Source organism: Marinobacter sp. M-5, from assembly GCF_032911545.1.
Taxonomy (GTDB): Bacteria; Pseudomonadota; Gammaproteobacteria; order Pseudomonadales; family Oleiphilaceae; genus Marinobacter; species Marinobacter goseongensis.
Window position 1 is genome coordinate 720,049 of record NZ_JAWJEK010000002.1, and the last position, 17,468, is coordinate 737,516.

Here is a 17,468-nt window from a genome sequence, read left to right on the forward strand (position 1 = left end):
CGCCGTTGAAAATGGCACCGTTGAGCCGTCGTCAGACCCAACGGTGCCGGCGCGTCAGCCTCTTAGCCCGGTCACCAGTTTGTCGATGCTGTCCTTGGCATCGCCAAACAGCATGCGGGTGTTGTCCTTGAAGAACAGCGGGTTTTCCACACCGGAATAGCCGGTGGCCATGCCCCGCTTGAGGACAACCACCTGTCGGGATTTCCACACTTCCAGCACCGGCATGCCGGCAATCGGGCTGCCGGGATCTTCCGCTGCGGCCGGGTTGACGGTGTCGTTGGCACCGATCACCAGCACCACGTCGGTGCTTGGAAAGTCGTCGTTGATCTCGTCCATTTCCAGAACGATGTCATAGGGCACGTGGGCTTCCGCCAGCAGCACGTTCATGTGGCCGGGCAGGCGACCAGCGACCGGGTGGATGCCAAACCGCACATTCACACCACGCTCCCGCAGGATTTTGGTCATTTCGCTGACGCCGTTCTGGGCCTGGGCCACGGCCATGCCGTAACCGGGCACGATGATCACTGAATCGGCGTTGCGCAGTTCCTCGCACACATCATCCGCACTGGACTCATGGACGGTCTGATCCGGATCGGCAGCGCTTGCGCTGCTGGTGGTCTGGCCAAAGCCACCGAGGATCACACTGATGAATGACCGGTTCATGGCCTTGCACATGATGTAGCTGAGAATGGCACCGCTGCTGCCCACCAGGGCACCCACCACGATCAGCAGGTCGTTGCCCAGCATGAAACCGATCGAGGCCGCCGCCCACCCGGAATAGCTGTTGAGCATGGACACCACTACCGGCATGTCGGCACCTCCGATGGCCATGATCAGGTGCACGCCCAGCACGCAGGCGATCACCGTCATGATGACCAGATAGAGAATGCCCAGGCCCGTGCTGTCGGTGCCCAGGAACCAGCTGCCCAGCACCACGCAGGCGATGATGGCCGCCAGGTTCATCAGATGCCGGCCTGGCAGGGTCAGCGCCTTGCTGTCGATGCGGCCATCCAGCTTGCCACAGGCAACCAGCGAACCGGTGAAGGTCACAGCACCGATAAAGATGCCCAGAAAAACTTCCACCAGATGGATGGTGTGCTCGGTGCCAGTAGTGGCAACCAGCGGTTCAATGTAGCCTGAGAAGCCCACCAGAACCGCAGCCAGGCCCACAAAGCTGTGCAGCAGGGCTACCAGCTGGGGCATCTGGGTCATTTCCACCTTGTTGGCAATGGGGATGCCGATACCGGCACCAATCAGTATGGCAATCGCAATGGCGATGATGCCGCCGTCGCTGCCAAAGCTCGCCAGGGTGGCACCCACAGCGATGATGATCCCGGCGACACCGTATAGGTTACCGCGGCGGGCAGATTCCTGGTGGCTGAGGCCACCCAGGCTAAGGATAAACAACACACTCGCGACCACGTAGGCCACGCTCACCATTCCTGTACTCATGTTGGGCGCCTCCTACTTGCGGAACATTTTGAGCATGCGATGGGTGACGTAGAAGCCCCCGCCGATGTTGATACTGGCAATCAGTACGGCAATAAAAGCCAAAATCCCGACGACAAAGCTTTCCGCCTGGGCAAGATGCAGTATGGCGCCAATCACGATGATGCCGCTGATGGCATTGGTCACACTCATTAGCGGCGTATGCAGGGATGGCGTTACGTTCCAGATCACCTGCCAGCCGATGAAGCAGGACAGCACGAATACGGTGAAGTGGCTCAGGAAGCTTTCCGGCGCGTGGGCGCCAACGCCGTAAAGCGCAAACACCGTGACCGCCAGCAGGGCCACCTTGCCAATCAGGCTCTTTTTCCTGGCGGCTTGTTCAGCGGCTTCCTTCTTTGCCTGGACCTCGGCCGGAGACGGCTCTTCTGTACCCGGCTTGTGCTGAGGCTGGGCTGGTGCCTCCGGCTGGGGCGGTGGCCACGTGATGTCTTTATCGTTCACCACCGTCAGACCACGAATCACCGTGTCTTCCATATCCACCACCGGCTTGCCGTCTTTCTCCGGCGTCAGCTCGGTCATCAGGTGGACCAGGTTGGTGGCGTAGAGATCGCTGGCCACCTTGGCCATGCGGCTGGGCAGGTCGGTGTAACCAATCACGGTAACGCCGTGCTTGGTGGCCACCTTGCCCGGTTCGGTGGCTTCGCAGTTGCCGCCACGCTCTGAGGCCAGGTCGACAATCACGCTGCCCGGCTTCATGGATTTCACCATGGCTTCGGTGATCAGTTTGGGGGCCGGCTTGCCGGGAATCAGCGCGGTGGTGATGATGATATCCACCTCCTTTGCCTGCTCCGCAAACAGCGCCATTTCCGCTTTGATGAACTCGTCGCTCATCTGCTTGGCGTAGCCGCCGGAGCCGCTGCCGTCCTCGTCCGCGAAATCCAGCATCAGGAACTCGGCGCCCATGCTCTCGACCTGTTCCTTTACCTCCAGCCGGGTATCAAAGGCCCTTACTACAGCGCCCATGCTGTTGGCCGCGCCAATCGCCGCCAGACCCGCGACACCGGCACCGATCACCATGATTTTCGCCGGCGGCACCTTGCCCGCCGCGGTGACCTGCCCGGTAAAGAAACGTCCGAAATTATTGGCCGCCTCGATCACCGCCCGGTAGCCGGCAATGTTGGCCATGGCGCTGAGCGCATCCATTTTCTGGGCGCGGCTGATGCGGGGCAGGCTGTCGATGGCAAACGAGGTGATCTTGCGGGCCGCGAGTTTTTCCAGCAGCTCGGCGTTCTGTGCCGGCCAGAGGTAGCTGACCAGGAACGCGCCTTCTTTCATCAGATCCACTTCGTGCTTGCCCAGGGCGGGGTTGTCCATGGGCGCACGCACCTTGAGGATCACGTCCGCCTGCTGCCACAGGGCGGTGGTGTCAGCGGCGATGACGGCGTCCACTTTCTCGTATGCGTCATCGGCGTAGTGCGCGGCTTCGCCGGCGCCGGCCTCCACAACGACCTCGTAACCGAGGCCGATAAGCTTGTGGACCGACGGCGGCGTGGCCGCCACTCTGCGCTCATCCGTGAAAATTTCCTTGGGAATTCCGATTTTCATGATGGGTACAACCTCCGGATTGCCCGATGAACCAAGTCGTTGAATAACCCTATACTAGTTCAAGCTGCCAGATCTGCCCGGAGTTGTTGAAAACACCCCGGCCCGACACTCAAACCCGGGACTGTGCCAGCGATTCCACCTCGGTCTGCGACAGATTATCCAGCATGGCGCCGCGGAACTGGCGGTTGATAAAGCGCTCGGTCTCCCGCTGAATGCTCTCCCGCTGTTCCGGCTTTTCGATGTAATCCATGGCGCGGATCAGAATGTAGCGAATGGTCATGCGGGAAATTTCATGGATGGTCTCCGGCGGCACGGCGCTGACCAGCTGGCGGTCGATGATGTCTTCAGCCATTTCCCGGGCGCTGGCGTTCAACTGCGCTTCCAGCGCCCGCCGCAACAGCGGTGAGGGCCCATGCAGTTCCCGGACGGCGACGGTGGTGGCGGCCGGATTGGACTGGAAATAGCGGTACACAAAAGTCACCGTATCGTGAGACGCCTGCTCCGAACTGGCCGCCATCCGCCGCAATTCCCGCACACCGGATTTCATGTCCTCGGCGATGTACCCCAGAACCTGCAGCCCGAACTCGTCGAGATTCTTGAAATGGCGATAGAAGGTATTGGGATTCAGTCCGGCCTCACGGGCCAGTTCCCGCAGGCCCAGCGAGGTCAGGCTGCGGGTTTCGGTGATCAGGCGCAGGCCCGCCTGCACCAGTTTCAATTTCCCGCCAGTCAAAACGTTCATACAGTTCCCACCCAAGTTTGATGGTTGAGTTGGGCCGTTGGGGCATTCCGAAAATGCTCGTAGCCATGGATGGCGGAGAGCAAGCGTACATGGACGTACTTGCAGCGGTTTTCGGAAGCCCCAACGGCCCGGCTCGACCTGCCCGCGTGGTCCGTGGAGTCGGGACAAACCGTTGTCTCCTTGGGCCAAACGAGGCCTTTCTGAATTCAAAAAGTATACATCTGTCTACTTGGTTGTGTATACATGTGTATACCGTCAATCATCATGGCGAAACAGACAACAACAGGCAAGGCCGAATGGCCAGCGAACAATGAGGTAGGGTTATGAATCAGTCAGCACAGATTGCCATTATCGGTACCGGTTTCTCCGGGCTGGGCATGGGCATCAAACTCAAGGAAGCGGGTTACGACAACTTCGTCATTCTCGAACAGAGTGACGACATCGGCGGCACCTGGCATGAGAATCACTACCCGGGTTGTGCCTGTGACGTGCAATCCGCCCTGTACTCGTTCTCGTTTGAACAGAATCCTGACTGGAGCCGCATGTACGCCCAGCAGAAAGAGATCAAAGCGTATCTCAAGCGCTGTGCCGAAAAGTACGGGCTGACCAAGCACATCAAACTGAACACCCACGTGGCCGGCGCCCGCTTTGACGAGAAAACCCAGAGCTGGACGGTGGAAACCTGCGACAGCCCGAAGCTCTGGGCCTACATGCAGAACAAGGGCCTGAATCCCGGCGACAAGCTGGATCGCAAGGATAAGGAGCTGCCGAAGTTCAGCTCGTTCAAGGCTGACATCGTGGTGTCCGGCATGGGTGGCCTGAGCACCCCCGCGTACCCGAACGTCAAAGGCATCGAAACCTTCACCGGCACCAGTTTCCACTCCCAGGACTGGGACCACAGCTACGACTTCAAAGGCAAACGGGTGGCGGTGATCGGCACCGGCGCCTCGGCCATTCAGTTCGTGCCGGAAGTGGCCAAAGAGGCTGGCCATCTGGATCTGTACCAGCGCACGCCGCCGTGGATTGTGCCCAAGCCGGACCGCGAGATCCGTCCGCTGGAAAAGCTGATGTTCCGCAAGTTCCCGCAGACCCTCAACGCCTTCCGCCAGAGTATCTACTGGATGCTGGAAGCGCGGGTGCTGGGTTTTGTCGGTAACCCCCGCATCCTCAAGATCGGCGAGTTGCAGGCCCGTCGTCACATTCGGAACCAGATCAAGGACAAGGAACTGCGCAAAAAAGTGACTCCGGACTTCCACTTCGGCTGCAAGCGGGTGCTGATCTCCAACAACTACTACCCGGCGCTGGCCCAGGACAATACGGACGTGCTCACCGACGGCATCCGCGAAGTGCGCGGCAACGTGATTGTCGACAATAACGGCAACGAGCGGGAAGTGGACTGCATCATCTACGGCACCGGCTTCAAGGCCCAGGACCCGATTCCCGCTGGTATGGTCTACGGCCGCAATGGCGAGGATCTGCTGGACGCCTGGAAAGACGGCGCGGAAGCCTACAAGGGCAGCGCTATTGCCGGTTTCCCCAACTTCTTCATGCTGATGGGACCGAACACCGGCCTCGGTCACAGCTCCATGGTGTACATGATCGAAAGCCAGATCCAGTACGTGATGGATGCCCTGAAGAAGATGGACAAGCACGGCTGGAAGAGCGTGGAAGTGAAGGAAGACGCGCTCAGCCAGTACAACGCCTCCATTCACGCCAAGCTGGGTGAGTCGGTGTGGCAGACCGGGTGCAAGAGCTGGTACGTCAATGAAAATGGCAAGAACACCACCCTGTGGCCGGGCTTCACGTGGCAGTTCCGCCAGCAGACCAAGCGGTTTGATGCGGCGCAGTATGTGTGTGAGCCGGCAGGCGAACTGGCAGGTGACAGGGTCGCTGCCAGCGCCTGAGGAATTCCGGTAGAACGTGAGAAACGTCAGTAAAAAGGGGCCAAGAGGCCCCTTTTTACTGTCTGCAACTGACCGGTAAGCCCAGCGATTAACTCACCAGGGTGCCTCCATCCACAGCCAGGCACTGCCCGGTAATATGCCGCCCGGCCTCGGAGGCCAGCAGTACCGCAGCGCCTTTCAGGTCCTCCTCGCCACCAAAGCGGTTCAACGGAATACGCTGCAGCATGGTTTCGCCCTGAGCATCCAGCAGGCCCTGAGACATCTTTGACGGGAAGAAGCCCGGGCACAGAGCGTTCACGTTGATGTTGTAGTGGCCCCATTCGGACGCCAGCGCACGAGTGAAGTTCACCATGGCACCTTTGCTGGTGTTGTAGGCGATGGTTTTCATCCCCTCCGGGTTGCCGGACAGGCCCGCGATGGAGGCGATGTTGATCACCTTGCCGGTGTTGCGGGGAATCATGCAGCGCTTGCCGACGGTCTGGGTGAGAAAGAAGCTTGCGTTGACGTTCAGGTTCATCACCTTCATCCAGCCTTCCGCCGGGTAGTCCTCTGCCGGTGCACCCCAGGTGGCGCCCGCGTTGTTGATGAGGATGTCGATGTCCCCCAGCTGTTCGACGACCTGATCCACCACTTTGGGAATGCCTTCCAGATTGCCGAGATCGGCGGCGATGGTCACCACTGTCACGCCTTGGCTCTCCAGATGTGCCTTGGCCTCATCCAGTTCGTGCTGCTTGCGGGCGCTGATGGCGATCTTTGCCCCCAGTTCACCCAGGGCTTCCGCCATCTGCAGGCCCAGGCCGCGGGAGCCGCCGGTGATGAAGGCGACCTTGCCGGTCAGGTCCAGTAACTGTTTTACACTCATCATGCTCTCCTTGAGGGTTCAGGCGGTCTTCGCCAGCAAGCCGTCGCTGACCTGTGCCAGGTGATGATCGGCATCGCCGAACAGCAGGTTGATCAGGGTCAGGCGCTTGAACAGGTGGGCGGCGAACATCTCGTCGGTCACGCCCATACCACCGTGCAATTGTACCCCTTCCTGCCCCACAAACCGTGCAGCCTGGCCCACCAGGGTCTTGGCCATGGAAACGGCTTCACGGCGGCGGGCGCGGTCACCGGAGTCCGCTTCGCTGGCGGCGAGAATGGCCATCGTTCTGGCCTGCTCGGTGTGGATAAACATGTCCGCCATACGATGCTGGAGCGCCTGAAACTTACCGATGGGCACGCCGAACTGCTTGCGGGTCTTGATGTATTCCAGCGTCGCGGCGTTCATGGCTTCCATGGCGCCAACAGCTTCGGCACACAGCGCGGCAATGCCCAGGTCCACCGTTTTCTCGATGATCGGGAAGGCTTCTCCCAAGGTGCCAATCAGGTTGTCGGCGCTGACCGCCACCTTGTTGAACCGTATCTCGGCAGTGCGGTGGCCATCGTGGGTGGCAAAGTCATCCACGGTGACACCGTTGGCATGGCGATCCACCAGAAACAGGGACAGCCCGGCTTCCTCGTTGACGTCACCACGGGTGCGCGCGGAAACAATCAGCTGGCTGGCCTGGCCACCGTGCAACACTGCGGTTTTCTGGCCGCTGATCAGGAACCGGTCGCCGTCTTTACGGGCGGAGGTCCGCACATGGCTAAGGTTGTAGCGTGCCCCAGGCTCACTATGGGCCAGGGCCAGCAGCCGTTCACCGCTGGCGATGCCGGGCAGGATGTCGGCTTTCTGGGCCTCGTTTCCGGCGTCGCGGATCAGCCCGCCGGCGAGCACCACGGTGGCCAGGTAGGGTTCCACCACCAGGCCGCGGCCGAGATTCTCCATCACCACCAGGGTGTCGATGGCGTTGCCGCCCAGCCCGTCGTAGTCTTCCGGAAAGGTAAACCCGAGCAGGCCCATCTCCGCCAGCGCGGACCAGGTGGCGGCATCGGTGCCGTACCCGGAATGGATGATGTTCCCGCGCTTTTCGAAACTGTATTCGTTGGTCACAAAGCGGCGCAGAGAATCGCTCAGCATTTGCTGTTCTTCGGTCAGATCAAAATTCATAAAATTATCTCCAGACTTCGAGGCTGCCGAATGGGTTACAGACCCAGCACGAGTTGCGCGATGATATTGCGCTGGATCTCGTTGGACCCGCCAAAGATCGACAGCTTGCGCATGTTGAAGTAATCGCCGGCGGCGGGGGTGGCATCGATCGAACCGCTGCGCGGGCCGTTGTAGTCCAGTTCCAGCGCGTCCGGAATATGGGCGATGGCATCCTGGCCGGTGGCCTCCATCAGCATTTCAAACAGCTGCTGACCAATCTCGGTACCGCGAATTTTCAGGATCGACGCCTGTGGCCCGGGACCGCGCTTGTCCGTGAGCACCCGCAACACGGTCAGCTCCAGAGCCCGCAGTTCCATATCCAGCTGTGCCAGGCGGTCGCGGAAGCGGGTATTCTCGATCAGCGGCCGCTGGCCATCCTGCTCTTCCCGCGCCGCGGCCGTGAGGCGCTTCATCAACGCCTTCCACTGACCAACGTTGGCCAGGCCGGTGCGCTCATGACCCAGCAGGAACTTGGCGTAGGTCCAGCCGTGGTTTTCTTCGCCGATCAGGTTTTCCGCGGGTACCTTCACGTTGTCGAAGTAGACCTCGTTAATCTCATGCTCACCGTCCAGCATGATGATGGGCCGAACCTCGATGCCGGGGGTGTTCATGTCGATCAACAGGAAGGAGATGCCCTGCTGCGGTTTACCCTCAGTGCTGGTGCGCACCAGGCAGAAAATCCAGTCCGCATGCTGGCCCAGGGTGGTCCAGGTTTTCTGGCCGTTGACCACGTAGTGGTCGCCCTCGAGTTTGGCGGAGGTGCGTAGCGAGGCCAGGTCTGAACCGGCACCGGGCTCGGAATAGCCCTGGCACCACCAGTCTTCACCACTGAGAATGCCCGGCAGGAAGCGCTGTTTCTGCGCGTCATTACCGAACGTCATGATCACCGGCGCGACCATGCGCAGGCCGAAGTCGAGCTGGCGAGGAGCGCCAGCGAGAGCACATTCTTCCTCGAAGAGGATCTGCTCAATCGGGCTCCAGCCGGTCCCGCCGTATTCTTTCGGCCAAGTGGAGGCGCCCCAGCCCTGATCAAACAGGATTTTCTGCCAGCGCTCGGTCATGGCTTTGTCTGGGCGTAGGCGTTTCTGCACCCGTTCGCGGATGTCGTCTGGCAGGTTGTCTGCCAGAAACTGTCGAACTTCGGCGCGGAAGGCCTCTTGTTCCGGGGTGTAATTCAGATCCATGGTGCACCTCTTCTGTTGGTTGAGGTCGTTGGCTCCTTATTTAGGAGCCGCCTTAGAGTTTGGGATAGCGCGTCTTCAAGCCCGAGAGTGGCGCCGACCAGGTATATCCCCTTTCAAAACACGCTCCTTCGGCACATCCATGTGACGCTTGGGCTCCGCCGTGCACTCAGGCCTCAGGCAACCTCAAACAGACCGGCCGCACCCATACCGGTGCCGACGCACATGGTAACAACGACGTATTTAACGCCACGGCGCTTGCCTTCGATCAGGGCGTGGCCGACCAGGCGGGAACCGGTGGTGCCGTAGGGGTGACCGACGGCGATGGCGCCGCCGTTGACGTTCAGGCGGTCCATCGGGATGCCCAGTTTGCGCTGGCAGTACAGAACCTGAACGGCGAAGGCTTCGTTGAGTTCCCACAGGCCGATGTCGTCGACCGTGAGGCCGGCGCGCTTGAGCAGTTTGGGTACCGCGAATACCGGGCCGATGCCCATTTCGTCCGGTTCACAACCGGCCACGGCGAAGCCACGGAAGATACCCAGCGGAGTCGCGCCGCGCTGTTCGGCAATTTTGCTGTCCATCAGCACACAGGCCGAAGCACCGTCGGAGAACTGGCTGGCGTTGCCGGCGGTGACCACGCCGCCTTCCATCGCGGAGCGGATTTTGCTGACGCCTTCCAGGTTGGTACCGGGGCGAATGCCTTCGTCCTGGCTGACGGTCACTTCCTGGCTGCTGAGCTGACCGGTGGCCTTGTCGGCAACACCCATGGTGGTGCTGATCGGTACGATTTCGTCGTCGAATTTGCCGTCCTGACGAGCCTGATCAGCCAGGTTTTGGCTGCGAACGCCGTACTCGTCCATGTCTTCTTTCTTGATGCCGTAACGCTTGGCCACGGTCTCGGCGGTGTCCAGCATGGACCAGTAGAGTTCCGGCTTGTTCTTTGCCAGCCAGGGTTCCATGAAGTAGTTCTGGTTCACGCTGGCCTGAACGGTTGAGATCGATTCCACGCCGCCAGCAACCATTACCGGTACCCGGTCAACGGCAATGTGATGAGCGGCCATGGCAATTGCCTGCAAGCCGGACGAGCAGAAGCGGTTTATGGTCGCGCCCGCCACGGAGACCGGCAGGCCGGCACGGATTGCACCCATCCGGGCCACGTCGTTACCGGTGGAACCTTCCGGCAGGGCACAGCCCATCAGCACGTCTTCGATTTCGTTGGGGTCGACTTTCGAGCGCTCGACCGCGTGCTGGATGGCGTGGCCCGCGAGGGTCGCACCGTGGGTCATGTTCAGGCCGCCGCGCCAGGATTTGGCCAGGGGCGTGCGGGCGGTGGATACGATGACAACATCATTAGACATAACAATTCTCCTCAGGTCGGGGCTGCGGTCCTTCGATAAGGGATAGGCAGCCCCGGATCAATTCGCGGACCGGTTATTTAGCGTCGAAACCCTTGCCTTCCTCAGCGCGCCTGGCCAGCAGCGCCGCTGGCTCCCAGAAACCTGGCTGGGTGTGGCGGTCTTCGGTGAAGGCCTGCATGGCGCGCACCACGTTGGGTAGCCCGACTTCCTCGGCGTAACGCATGGGGCCGCCGCGGAACACGGGGAAGCCGTAACCGGTCAGGTACACCATGTCGATGTCGGAGGCGCGCTGGGCGATGCCTTCGTCCAGAATCTGGGCGCCTTCGTTGACCAGGGCATAGACACAACGCTCGACGATTTCCTGGTTGCTGATCTGGCGCGGGGTGATGCCCAGCTCGGCGCGGACTTCGTCCACGACCTTGTCTACTTCGGGATCGTGCAGGGCGTTGCGGTTGCCGGGCTCATAGCGGTAGAAACCGGCGCCGGTCTTCTGGCCATAGCGGCCCATTTCACAGATGCGGTCGGCGACCACCATCTTCACCATGTCCGGGTTTTCCTCGTACTGGCGCTTGCGGATGGCCCAGCCGATGTCCCCGCCGGCGAGGTCGGCCATGCGCAGCGGGCCCATGGCAAAGCCGAACTTCTCGATGGCCTTGTCGATCTGCTGGACGCTGGCGCCTTCTTCCAGCATCAGCAGGGCTTCGCGCTGGTACTGGTTGATCATGCGGTTACCGATAAAGCCGTCGCAAACGCCGGAAACCACGGCGGTCTTGCGGATGGCTTTGGCCAGTTTCATGGCGGTGGCCAGTACGTCCTTGGCGGTCTTCTCGCCACGCACCACTTCCAGCAGCTTCATGATGTTGGCCGGGCTGAAGAAGTGCAGGCCGATGACGTCTTCCGGGCGCCTGGTGAAGCTGGCGATCTTGTTCAGGTCCAGCGTCGAGGTGTTGGAGGCCAGGATGGCGCCGGGCTTGCATACTTCGTCCAGTTTCTCGAACACGGACTGTTTGACACCCATTTCCTCGAACACCGCCTCGATCACCAGGTCGACGTCGCTGAGGTCGTCATAGGTGAGGGAGGGTTTGAGCAGCGCCAATTTGGCTTTGGCCTTGTCTTCACTCATGCGGCCTTTCTTGACCTGGCTTTCGTAGACTTTCTGGATGGCGGCGACACCACGGTCCAGACCTTCCTGCTTCATTTCCACCAGTGTCACCGGGATGCCGGCGTTGAGGAAGTTGATGCTGATGCCGGTACCCATGGTGCCACCACCGATCACGCCCACGTTCTTGATGTCGCGAACCGGTGTGTCAGAGGGCACATCAGCAATCTTGCTGGTCAGGCGTTCGGAGAAAAACGCGTGGCGCAGAGCGCGGGATTCCGGAGTCTGCATCAGGTTAACGAACGCTTCGCGCTCGACTTCCATGCCCTTGTCGAAGGGCAGGGTCACCGCAGCTTTCACGGCCTCGACACACTTCAGCGGCGCCGGGTAGTTCTTGGTCATGGCGCCGACGGTGTTCTTGGTGAACATGAAGAAGCCTTCCGGATTCGGATGTTTGGCTTTCAGGTCACGCACTTTCTTCAGTGGCAGGTTTTCGCTGACGACCTTGGTGGCATAGGCGATGGCGGCGTCCAGCAGATCGCCGTCGATAATCTCATCGAACAGGGCGCTGCCCTTGAACTGTTTGGCAGGCACAACGCTGCCGGAGACGATCATGTTTACGGCATGCTCGGCCCCGATCACGCGGGGCAAACGCTGGGTACCGCCAGCGCCGGGCAGCAGCCCCAGTTTGACTTCTGGCAGAGCGATCTGCGCGTCCGGTTTGGCAATGCGGTAGTGACAGCCCAGGGCCAGCTCCAGACCGCCGCCCATGCAGGCACCGCTGATGGCCGCGATCACCGGCTTGCGGCTGCTTTCGACATAGTTGATTACGGTGTTCAGGTTGGGCTCGGCGGTGGCTTTGGCGCTGCCGAACTCGCTGATGTCGGCGCCGCCGGAGAAGGCGCGGTCGGAGCCGATCAGTACCACGGCCTGGACGGCATCATCGGCTTCCGCCTGGCGGATGCCGTCAACGATGCCCCGGCGCAGGTCGAAGCCGAGGCCGTTGACCGGTGGGTTGTCGAGGCGAATGACGGCGATGTTGCCGTTCACATCGTAATGGGCAGTACTCATAGGGTAGCTCCCTGTTATTGGCATCGGTTTGAATCGGGGTTGTGCACGGACGCTGTATTGAATTATCCATACACTGGTGTATTGTTTGTCCATACACTAATGTATGTTTCAGGCAGGGTCAACGCTTTCAAACTTGTGGCCGCCGTTGATGTAGAATCCACTCCCAATCGCCAGCAGCAGGACCAGAATCCAATATGACGGACGCCAAACCGCCGAAACGCTCCCGCCGCAAGACGCCGGAGAAGGCGCAACTGACCCGCGACGACTGGCTGGATGCTGCGGCCGGAGAAATTGCGGCCGGCGGCTTCAGTCACCTGCGGGTGCTGACGCTGGCCAAGAAGCTTGGCGTTACCCGCGGCAGTTTCTACTGGCATTTCAGGGATCATGAGGATCTGGTGGTCAGCTTTCTCGACCGCTGGCGAGACCGCCGCCTCCACGAACTTCAGTACTGGAAGCCCAAAGGGGGGGATGTGGAAACCGAGCTGCGGCAGATTCTGGAGCTGCTGCTGACCGATGCCTCCCGCAACATCCGGCGCCTGCAGGTGGAACTGGCGGTGCGGGATTTTGCCCGCCGGAACGATTACGCTGCGGATCTCGTTACCGAGGTGGATGAAGCGCGGATCAGTCAGAACTGTGAACTCTATGAACGGCTCAGCAGCAATCCCCAGCGTATCCGCGACCTGTCCCTGCTGATGTACGTGGCCACCATCGGATCCCAGGTGGTGCTCACGGGCAAGAAGGGCGACGCCGAAACCATCCGCCGGGTGGAAGACCTGATGGCGCGGGTGGCGCTGGGACAGCGTGATGGTGACTAGGGGCCTGGCGTTGCTGCTACTGGTGCTCGGGCTCTGCACCACGGCCGCCGGTGCAACCGGGTCTGCCTGCCTGGACAGCGCCAAAACCGAACTTGAGGCGCTGTACTGCAAAGTGGTCAGTGAAGGGCAGGGCGCGGGGTTGCCCTCGCTCACCGACTTCAAACGCAACGACCCGGCGGTGCAGGCGCTGCTGCTGCGTCGTCCTGCCGCTCGCCTTGGCCTTGACGTGCCGGAGATCGACGGCACGTCGTTGACGCCAGCGCCCGCGCAAGCGAAACCAGAACCAGCCGCTGAGCAACCGGCGGAAAGACCCGATCCGGCCCGCCAACTGAGCGGCTGCCGGCTGGAGGGTCAGCGCATTACCTGCCCACAGCGCCATTTTGAACTGGCCACGAATCAGCCCAACAGCAACCTGGCAAAGGGTGTGCTGGGCCCGGATAACCGTCTCGGCCTTACCCCGTTTGCCGGCAACCGCAGTGACCAGGAGGCGGTCCGGCGTTACCTGTCAGGCGCGTATGATCGCTACATACCGAAGATGGTGGAGATCGGCCTTGGTGCCAACACCATGAGCTTCACCGCCTTTTATCATGCCTTTCACACCACCGAAGACGCGGGTATCGACTTTGCCCGGCGTATGGAGCAGACCTTTACCCTGCTCAAGCAGGACAAAAAAACCCTCGCAGTCAAAGCCCGCTATCACGACAACCTGCCACAGGACCTGTCCCTGTGTGAGGTGATCAATGCCGACATCATCGTATGCGACGATGTCGGCACCAACTGGGTGTTTGTCGCGCCGTCTCGATAGGGGCAGTCCCTTACGGCGTCCGGGCACCGCTGTCGCTATGCTGTACCGCTTTGATCTCTGGCCGGATGTTCCGAATGATTGACGTGTTTTTCAGTACCTACATCAGCAGTACCATTCGCTTCCTGTTCCTGCTGGCGCCGTTCTTTGTGGTGACCATGTTCCTGGCTCTGACCCGGGGGTTGCCGGTGCCGGAGAAGAACTCGATTATTCGCCGCTCCACGGTGTCTGCCCTGATTCTCGGGCTGGTACTGTTCTTTGCCGGCCCACTGTTGTTCAGCGCCATTGGCATCACCCTGAACTCGTTCCGCATCGGTGCCGGCAGCCTGCTGTTTCTGACCGCCATCAGCCTGGTCACCAGTGGCACCCGTAACCATGCCACCGGTCTGCCGGAAGAGGATCGGGATGACATTGCCGTGGTGCCGCTGGCGATTCCGGTGATGATCGGTCCGGCCACCATCGGTGCGATTCTGGTCTACGGGGCCGAGCTCAAGGCAGTGCCGCAGGTGGCCGGTGGGCTGCTCGGCCTGGTGTCCGGGCTGCTGATTCTGGCGATTCTGTTGCGGTTGTCGGGGTATCTGGAGAAAGTGCTCGGCAAAACCGGCCTGAATATCCTGTCCAAGATCAGTGGGCTGATTCTGTCGGCCATGGCCGCTGAAATCGTGCTTACCGGTATTGCGGGTTTTATCGCCTCGACCTAGAGTAACAGTCGGTTTGCTCAACCCCGCCAGGAGGCCGCTATGGCTGCCAATACCATTGAACTGAACCGGCGTCGTCATAATTTTGAGGGCGTGGAGTCGATCTGGCTGTTCGGGTATGGCTCACTGATCTATAAGGTGGATTTCCCCTTTTTGGAGCAGCGCCCGGCATCGATTGATGGCTGGGTCCGGCGGTTCTGGCAGGGCTCACACGACCATCGTGGCACGCCGGAGGCGCCGGGCCGGGTCGTCACACTGATCCAGAAACCCGGTGCTGTCTGCAAGGGTATGGCCTTCCGGGTTTCTCCTGCCGTGTTTGAGCATCTGGACCACCGTGAGAAAAACGGGTATCTGAGATTGAGTGTCGGGTTGACGTTCGATGATGGCAGTCAAACTGACGGCCTCGTCTACATTGCCACCGAGGACAACGAGGCTTTTCTCGGTGAAGCCGCGGACGTTGATATCGCACGCCAGATTGCCAGAGCCGTCGGTCCGAGTGGGCCCAACTCCGAGTACCTCTTTCGCCTGGCGGACTCGCTCAGAAGGCTGGGCGACGACTGTTCTCACACCTTTGCCATCGAGTCCCACCTGCACGCGACGGTGAAACCCGACACCTGAGCAGCGCAGGGCGCGGGCCTCCGTGATACTCAGGTGCTGATCGGGGCGTCCCGCCGCTGAGTGGTGGGGTTGAAGCCCCGAGCCGGCGCCCTGCGCCGGTGCTTCAGCCCGATCATGATCAGGGGCACCACGATCATGATGCTGCCGGCCAGGAAGTACAGGTCGGGCACTTCGCCGAACCAGATCCAGCCGATGCCCACGGCCCAGATCAGCCCGGTGTATTCGGCGCTGGTTACCTGGTTGGCATCCACCTGACGATAGGCCAGCAGTACGGTGATGTTGTACCCCAGGATAAACAGCGCTGATCCCAGGGCGCTGATCAGTATGGTGCTGTCCCAGCTGGCGTCTTCCCACCATGCCAGCGCGCCGGCGGCCGGCAGGATCAGCACGTAGTTCAGAAACAGTTTGTGGACAGTGGATTGCTGTGTCGGCAGCCGCCGTACCATTACCGCGTTGATGGCCAGTGCAAAGGCAGACGCCAGAGCGGCAACGGCGGCCCAGTTGAACTCCATTGGGCGCAGGATCACCACGATGCCGGTGAAGCCGCTGAACACGGCGAATACGCTCAGCGGTGTCAGTTTTTCCCGGAAGATGAAAACGGACAGCACCATCACCAGAATTGGGGCGGCGTAGAAGATGGCGTTGGCGGTGGCCAGAGGCAAATGGCCCAGGGCTACCACCATGCACAGGATGCCGGCCAGGTGAATGTGAGCCCGCAGGGTGTGGATTCCGACACCGGCGAACAGGGCCTTGCGGTTCAGTTGTCCGGCCAGCGGCAGCAACAGCAGCAGGGTGATCACACAGCGAAGGAAGGCAAACTGGAAGATGGGCGCGCCCGGCTCCAGCAGCTTGATGAATACGTCTGAAATCAGTGCCATGGCGTTGCCGATCACCAGCAACAGGATGGCGCTGTTTACGGTTTTTCCTGACATGATGGCAGCCTCATTTCGTTGGGCGTGTTCAAAGAGCAATGAGGGGCATTCTAGGGCTGTGCTAATATCCGATAAAATGATCTTTAATCACCAATCATTAGATATTTAGATAATGAAGCTACCCCCACTGAAATCCCTCCCGGTCTTCGAGGCCGTCGCCCGCCTCAACAGCTTCTCGCTGGCGGCGGAAGAGCTGGCGGTCAGCCAGAGCGCTGTCAGTCATCAGATCAAGCAGCTGGAAACCTACCTGGGGGAAACCCTGTTCAATCGCACCGGGCGGTATCTGGCGATGACTGAAGAGGGCCGGCAGTATCTGGAGGCGGTCAGCTCCGCGCTGTTGCAGATCGAGCGGGCCAGTGAGCAGTTGCTGGGGCATGAGGAGTCGCGGTTGCGGCTGTCGGTGTTCAGCTCGTTTGCGGTGCGCTGGCTGGCTCCAAGGCTGCCGGAGCTGCAGCGCTCGCATCCGCAGGTGGAGCTGTCACTGGAGATGAGCAGCGAGAATCCGGTGTTGTCGGACCGGGTGGCGGACTGTTTTATTACCATCAAACCGGAGTCGCCGGCCTTCAGTTACGAGCTGCTCTACAAGGAGCGGCTGTTCCCGGTGTGCAGTCCGGATTTCTGGCAGCGAATCCGGCGGGAACTGGCGCTGGATGACGCGTCGGCTGAGGTGGGTTCGGTGTCGTTAACGCCGGAGCAGGTGGCGTTGTTCCCGTTGCTGTCTACCCACAGCATTTACGACAAGCAGGCGGGTGACTGGGAGGCGTGGTATCACGAGGCCGGTCTGGCGTTGCCCGCGTCCAGTCGCTTGCTGCACTCCAGTCACATGCTGCTGTCGCTGGAGGCGGCGCGGTTCCATCAGGGCATTGCCCTCACCAACGATTACATGCTGAGCACGCGGAAGGATTCCGAAGATTTCGTGAAGTTGCCCTGCCATTTCGTGGTCACCGGTGACCGTTTCTATTTTGCCTGGAAAACCAGCCGGCGCCGGGAGCGGGGCATTCAGTTGCTCCGGCGCTGGCTGGTGGCGCAGGCGGTGGAGGGCGGCCTGCGGAGTGTCAGTGAGAGTGACGAGGCGTCTGACGTCACACTCGGCGTCTAGTGCGGCCCAGAGAACGTCTCTGCCTTT

Annotated in this window: 15 protein-coding genes; 6 read left to right on the forward strand and 9 right to left on the reverse strand. The window is 60.8% G+C overall.

Going from position 1 to position 17,468, the window contains the following annotated elements; all coding sequences use genetic code 11:
- Positions 1 to 54: 54 nt before the first annotated feature.
- The 3 genes from pntB to R0125_RS12550 all read right to left on the reverse strand — a co-directional run bounded on the left by pntB (position 55) and on the right by R0125_RS12550 (position 3,796).
- Entirely contained in the window at positions 55 to 1,452 is a 1,398-nt protein-coding gene (pntB, locus tag R0125_RS12540) for a Re/Si-specific NAD(P)(+) transhydrogenase subunit beta (RefSeq protein ID WP_248181893.1), read from the reverse strand.
- Between the two features lie 12 nt (positions 1,453 to 1,464).
- Entirely contained in the window at positions 1,465 to 3,054 is a 1,590-nt protein-coding gene (locus R0125_RS12545) for a Re/Si-specific NAD(P)(+) transhydrogenase subunit alpha (protein ID WP_248181894.1), read from the reverse strand.
- A 109-nt stretch (positions 3,055 to 3,163) separates the two neighbouring features.
- Positions 3,164 to 3,796 carry a TetR family transcriptional regulator gene (locus R0125_RS12550; RefSeq protein WP_248181895.1) on the reverse strand — a complete coding sequence of 211 codons (633 nt, stop codon included), beginning with the start codon at positions 3,794 to 3,796 and terminating at the stop codon, positions 3,164 to 3,166.
- 323 nt (positions 3,797 to 4,119) lie between these two features.
- Between R0125_RS12550 and R0125_RS12555 the strand changes: the two genes are divergently transcribed.
- Positions 4,120 to 5,700 carry an NAD(P)/FAD-dependent oxidoreductase gene (locus tag R0125_RS12555; protein WP_317238398.1) on the forward strand — a complete coding sequence of 527 codons (1,581 nt, stop codon included), beginning with the start codon at positions 4,120 to 4,122 and terminating at the stop codon, positions 5,698 to 5,700.
- 88 nt (positions 5,701 to 5,788) lie between these two features.
- Here R0125_RS12555 and R0125_RS12560 read toward each other — a convergent pair whose 3' ends face one another.
- From R0125_RS12560 to R0125_RS12580, 5 genes are all read right to left on the reverse strand, one after another.
- Positions 5,789 to 6,562, reverse strand: a complete 774-nt coding sequence (locus R0125_RS12560) for an SDR family oxidoreductase (RefSeq protein ID WP_317238399.1) — start codon at positions 6,560 to 6,562, stop codon at positions 5,789 to 5,791.
- Positions 6,563 to 6,580: 18 nt separating this feature from the next.
- Entirely contained in the window at positions 6,581 to 7,729 is a 1,149-nt protein-coding gene (locus R0125_RS12565; RefSeq protein WP_317238400.1) for an acyl-CoA dehydrogenase, read from the reverse strand.
- A gap of 35 nt (positions 7,730 to 7,764) precedes the next feature.
- Positions 7,765 to 8,952: an acyl-CoA dehydrogenase family protein gene (locus tag R0125_RS12570; RefSeq protein ID WP_317238401.1), complete on the reverse strand. Its 1,188-nt coding sequence runs from the start codon at positions 8,950 to 8,952 to the stop codon at positions 7,765 to 7,767.
- A 173-nt stretch (positions 8,953 to 9,125) separates the two neighbouring features.
- The gene (locus tag R0125_RS12575) at positions 9,126 to 10,307 is read right to left on the reverse strand and encodes an acetyl-CoA C-acyltransferase (RefSeq protein WP_317238402.1); all 1,182 of its coding nucleotides are present in this window, start codon (positions 10,305 to 10,307) and stop codon (positions 9,126 to 9,128) included.
- Positions 10,308 to 10,380: 73 nt separating this feature from the next.
- Positions 10,381 to 12,477, reverse strand: coding sequence for a 3-hydroxyacyl-CoA dehydrogenase NAD-binding domain-containing protein (locus R0125_RS12580; RefSeq protein ID WP_317238403.1), 2,097 nt, complete (start codon positions 12,475 to 12,477; stop codon positions 10,381 to 10,383).
- Positions 12,478 to 12,671: 194 nt separating this feature from the next.
- Between R0125_RS12580 and R0125_RS12585 the strand changes: the two genes are divergently transcribed.
- The 4 genes from R0125_RS12585 to R0125_RS12600 all read left to right on the forward strand — a co-directional run bounded on the left by R0125_RS12585 (position 12,672) and on the right by R0125_RS12600 (position 15,410).
- On the forward strand, positions 12,672 to 13,292 hold the full coding sequence (locus tag R0125_RS12585; RefSeq protein WP_248181902.1) for a TetR/AcrR family transcriptional regulator: 621 nt from the start codon (positions 12,672 to 12,674) through the stop codon (positions 13,290 to 13,292).
- The gene (locus tag R0125_RS12590; protein WP_317238404.1) at positions 13,282 to 14,097 is read left to right on the forward strand and encodes a hypothetical protein; all 816 of its coding nucleotides are present in this window, start codon (positions 13,282 to 13,284) and stop codon (positions 14,095 to 14,097) included. Before R0125_RS12585 ends, R0125_RS12590 begins: the two co-directional genes overlap by 11 nt.
- Positions 14,098 to 14,171: 74 nt before the next feature.
- The gene (locus tag R0125_RS12595; protein ID WP_317238405.1) at positions 14,172 to 14,795 is read left to right on the forward strand and encodes a MarC family protein; all 624 of its coding nucleotides are present in this window, start codon (positions 14,172 to 14,174) and stop codon (positions 14,793 to 14,795) included.
- A gap of 39 nt (positions 14,796 to 14,834) precedes the next feature.
- Complete coding sequence (locus tag R0125_RS12600; RefSeq protein WP_317238406.1) at positions 14,835 to 15,410, forward strand: gamma-glutamylcyclotransferase; 576 nt, start codon at positions 14,835 to 14,837, stop codon at positions 15,408 to 15,410.
- Between the two features lie 29 nt (positions 15,411 to 15,439).
- Here R0125_RS12600 and R0125_RS12605 read toward each other — a convergent pair whose 3' ends face one another.
- Positions 15,440 to 16,342 carry a DMT family transporter gene (locus R0125_RS12605; protein ID WP_317238407.1) on the reverse strand — a complete coding sequence of 301 codons (903 nt, stop codon included), beginning with the start codon at positions 16,340 to 16,342 and terminating at the stop codon, positions 15,440 to 15,442.
- Between the two features lie 112 nt (positions 16,343 to 16,454).
- Here R0125_RS12605 and R0125_RS12610 point away from each other — a divergent pair, with 112 nt between their 5' ends.
- Complete coding sequence (locus R0125_RS12610; protein WP_248181909.1) at positions 16,455 to 17,441, forward strand: LysR substrate-binding domain-containing protein; 987 nt, start codon at positions 16,455 to 16,457, stop codon at positions 17,439 to 17,441.
- Positions 17,442 to 17,468 lie beyond the last annotated feature (27 nt).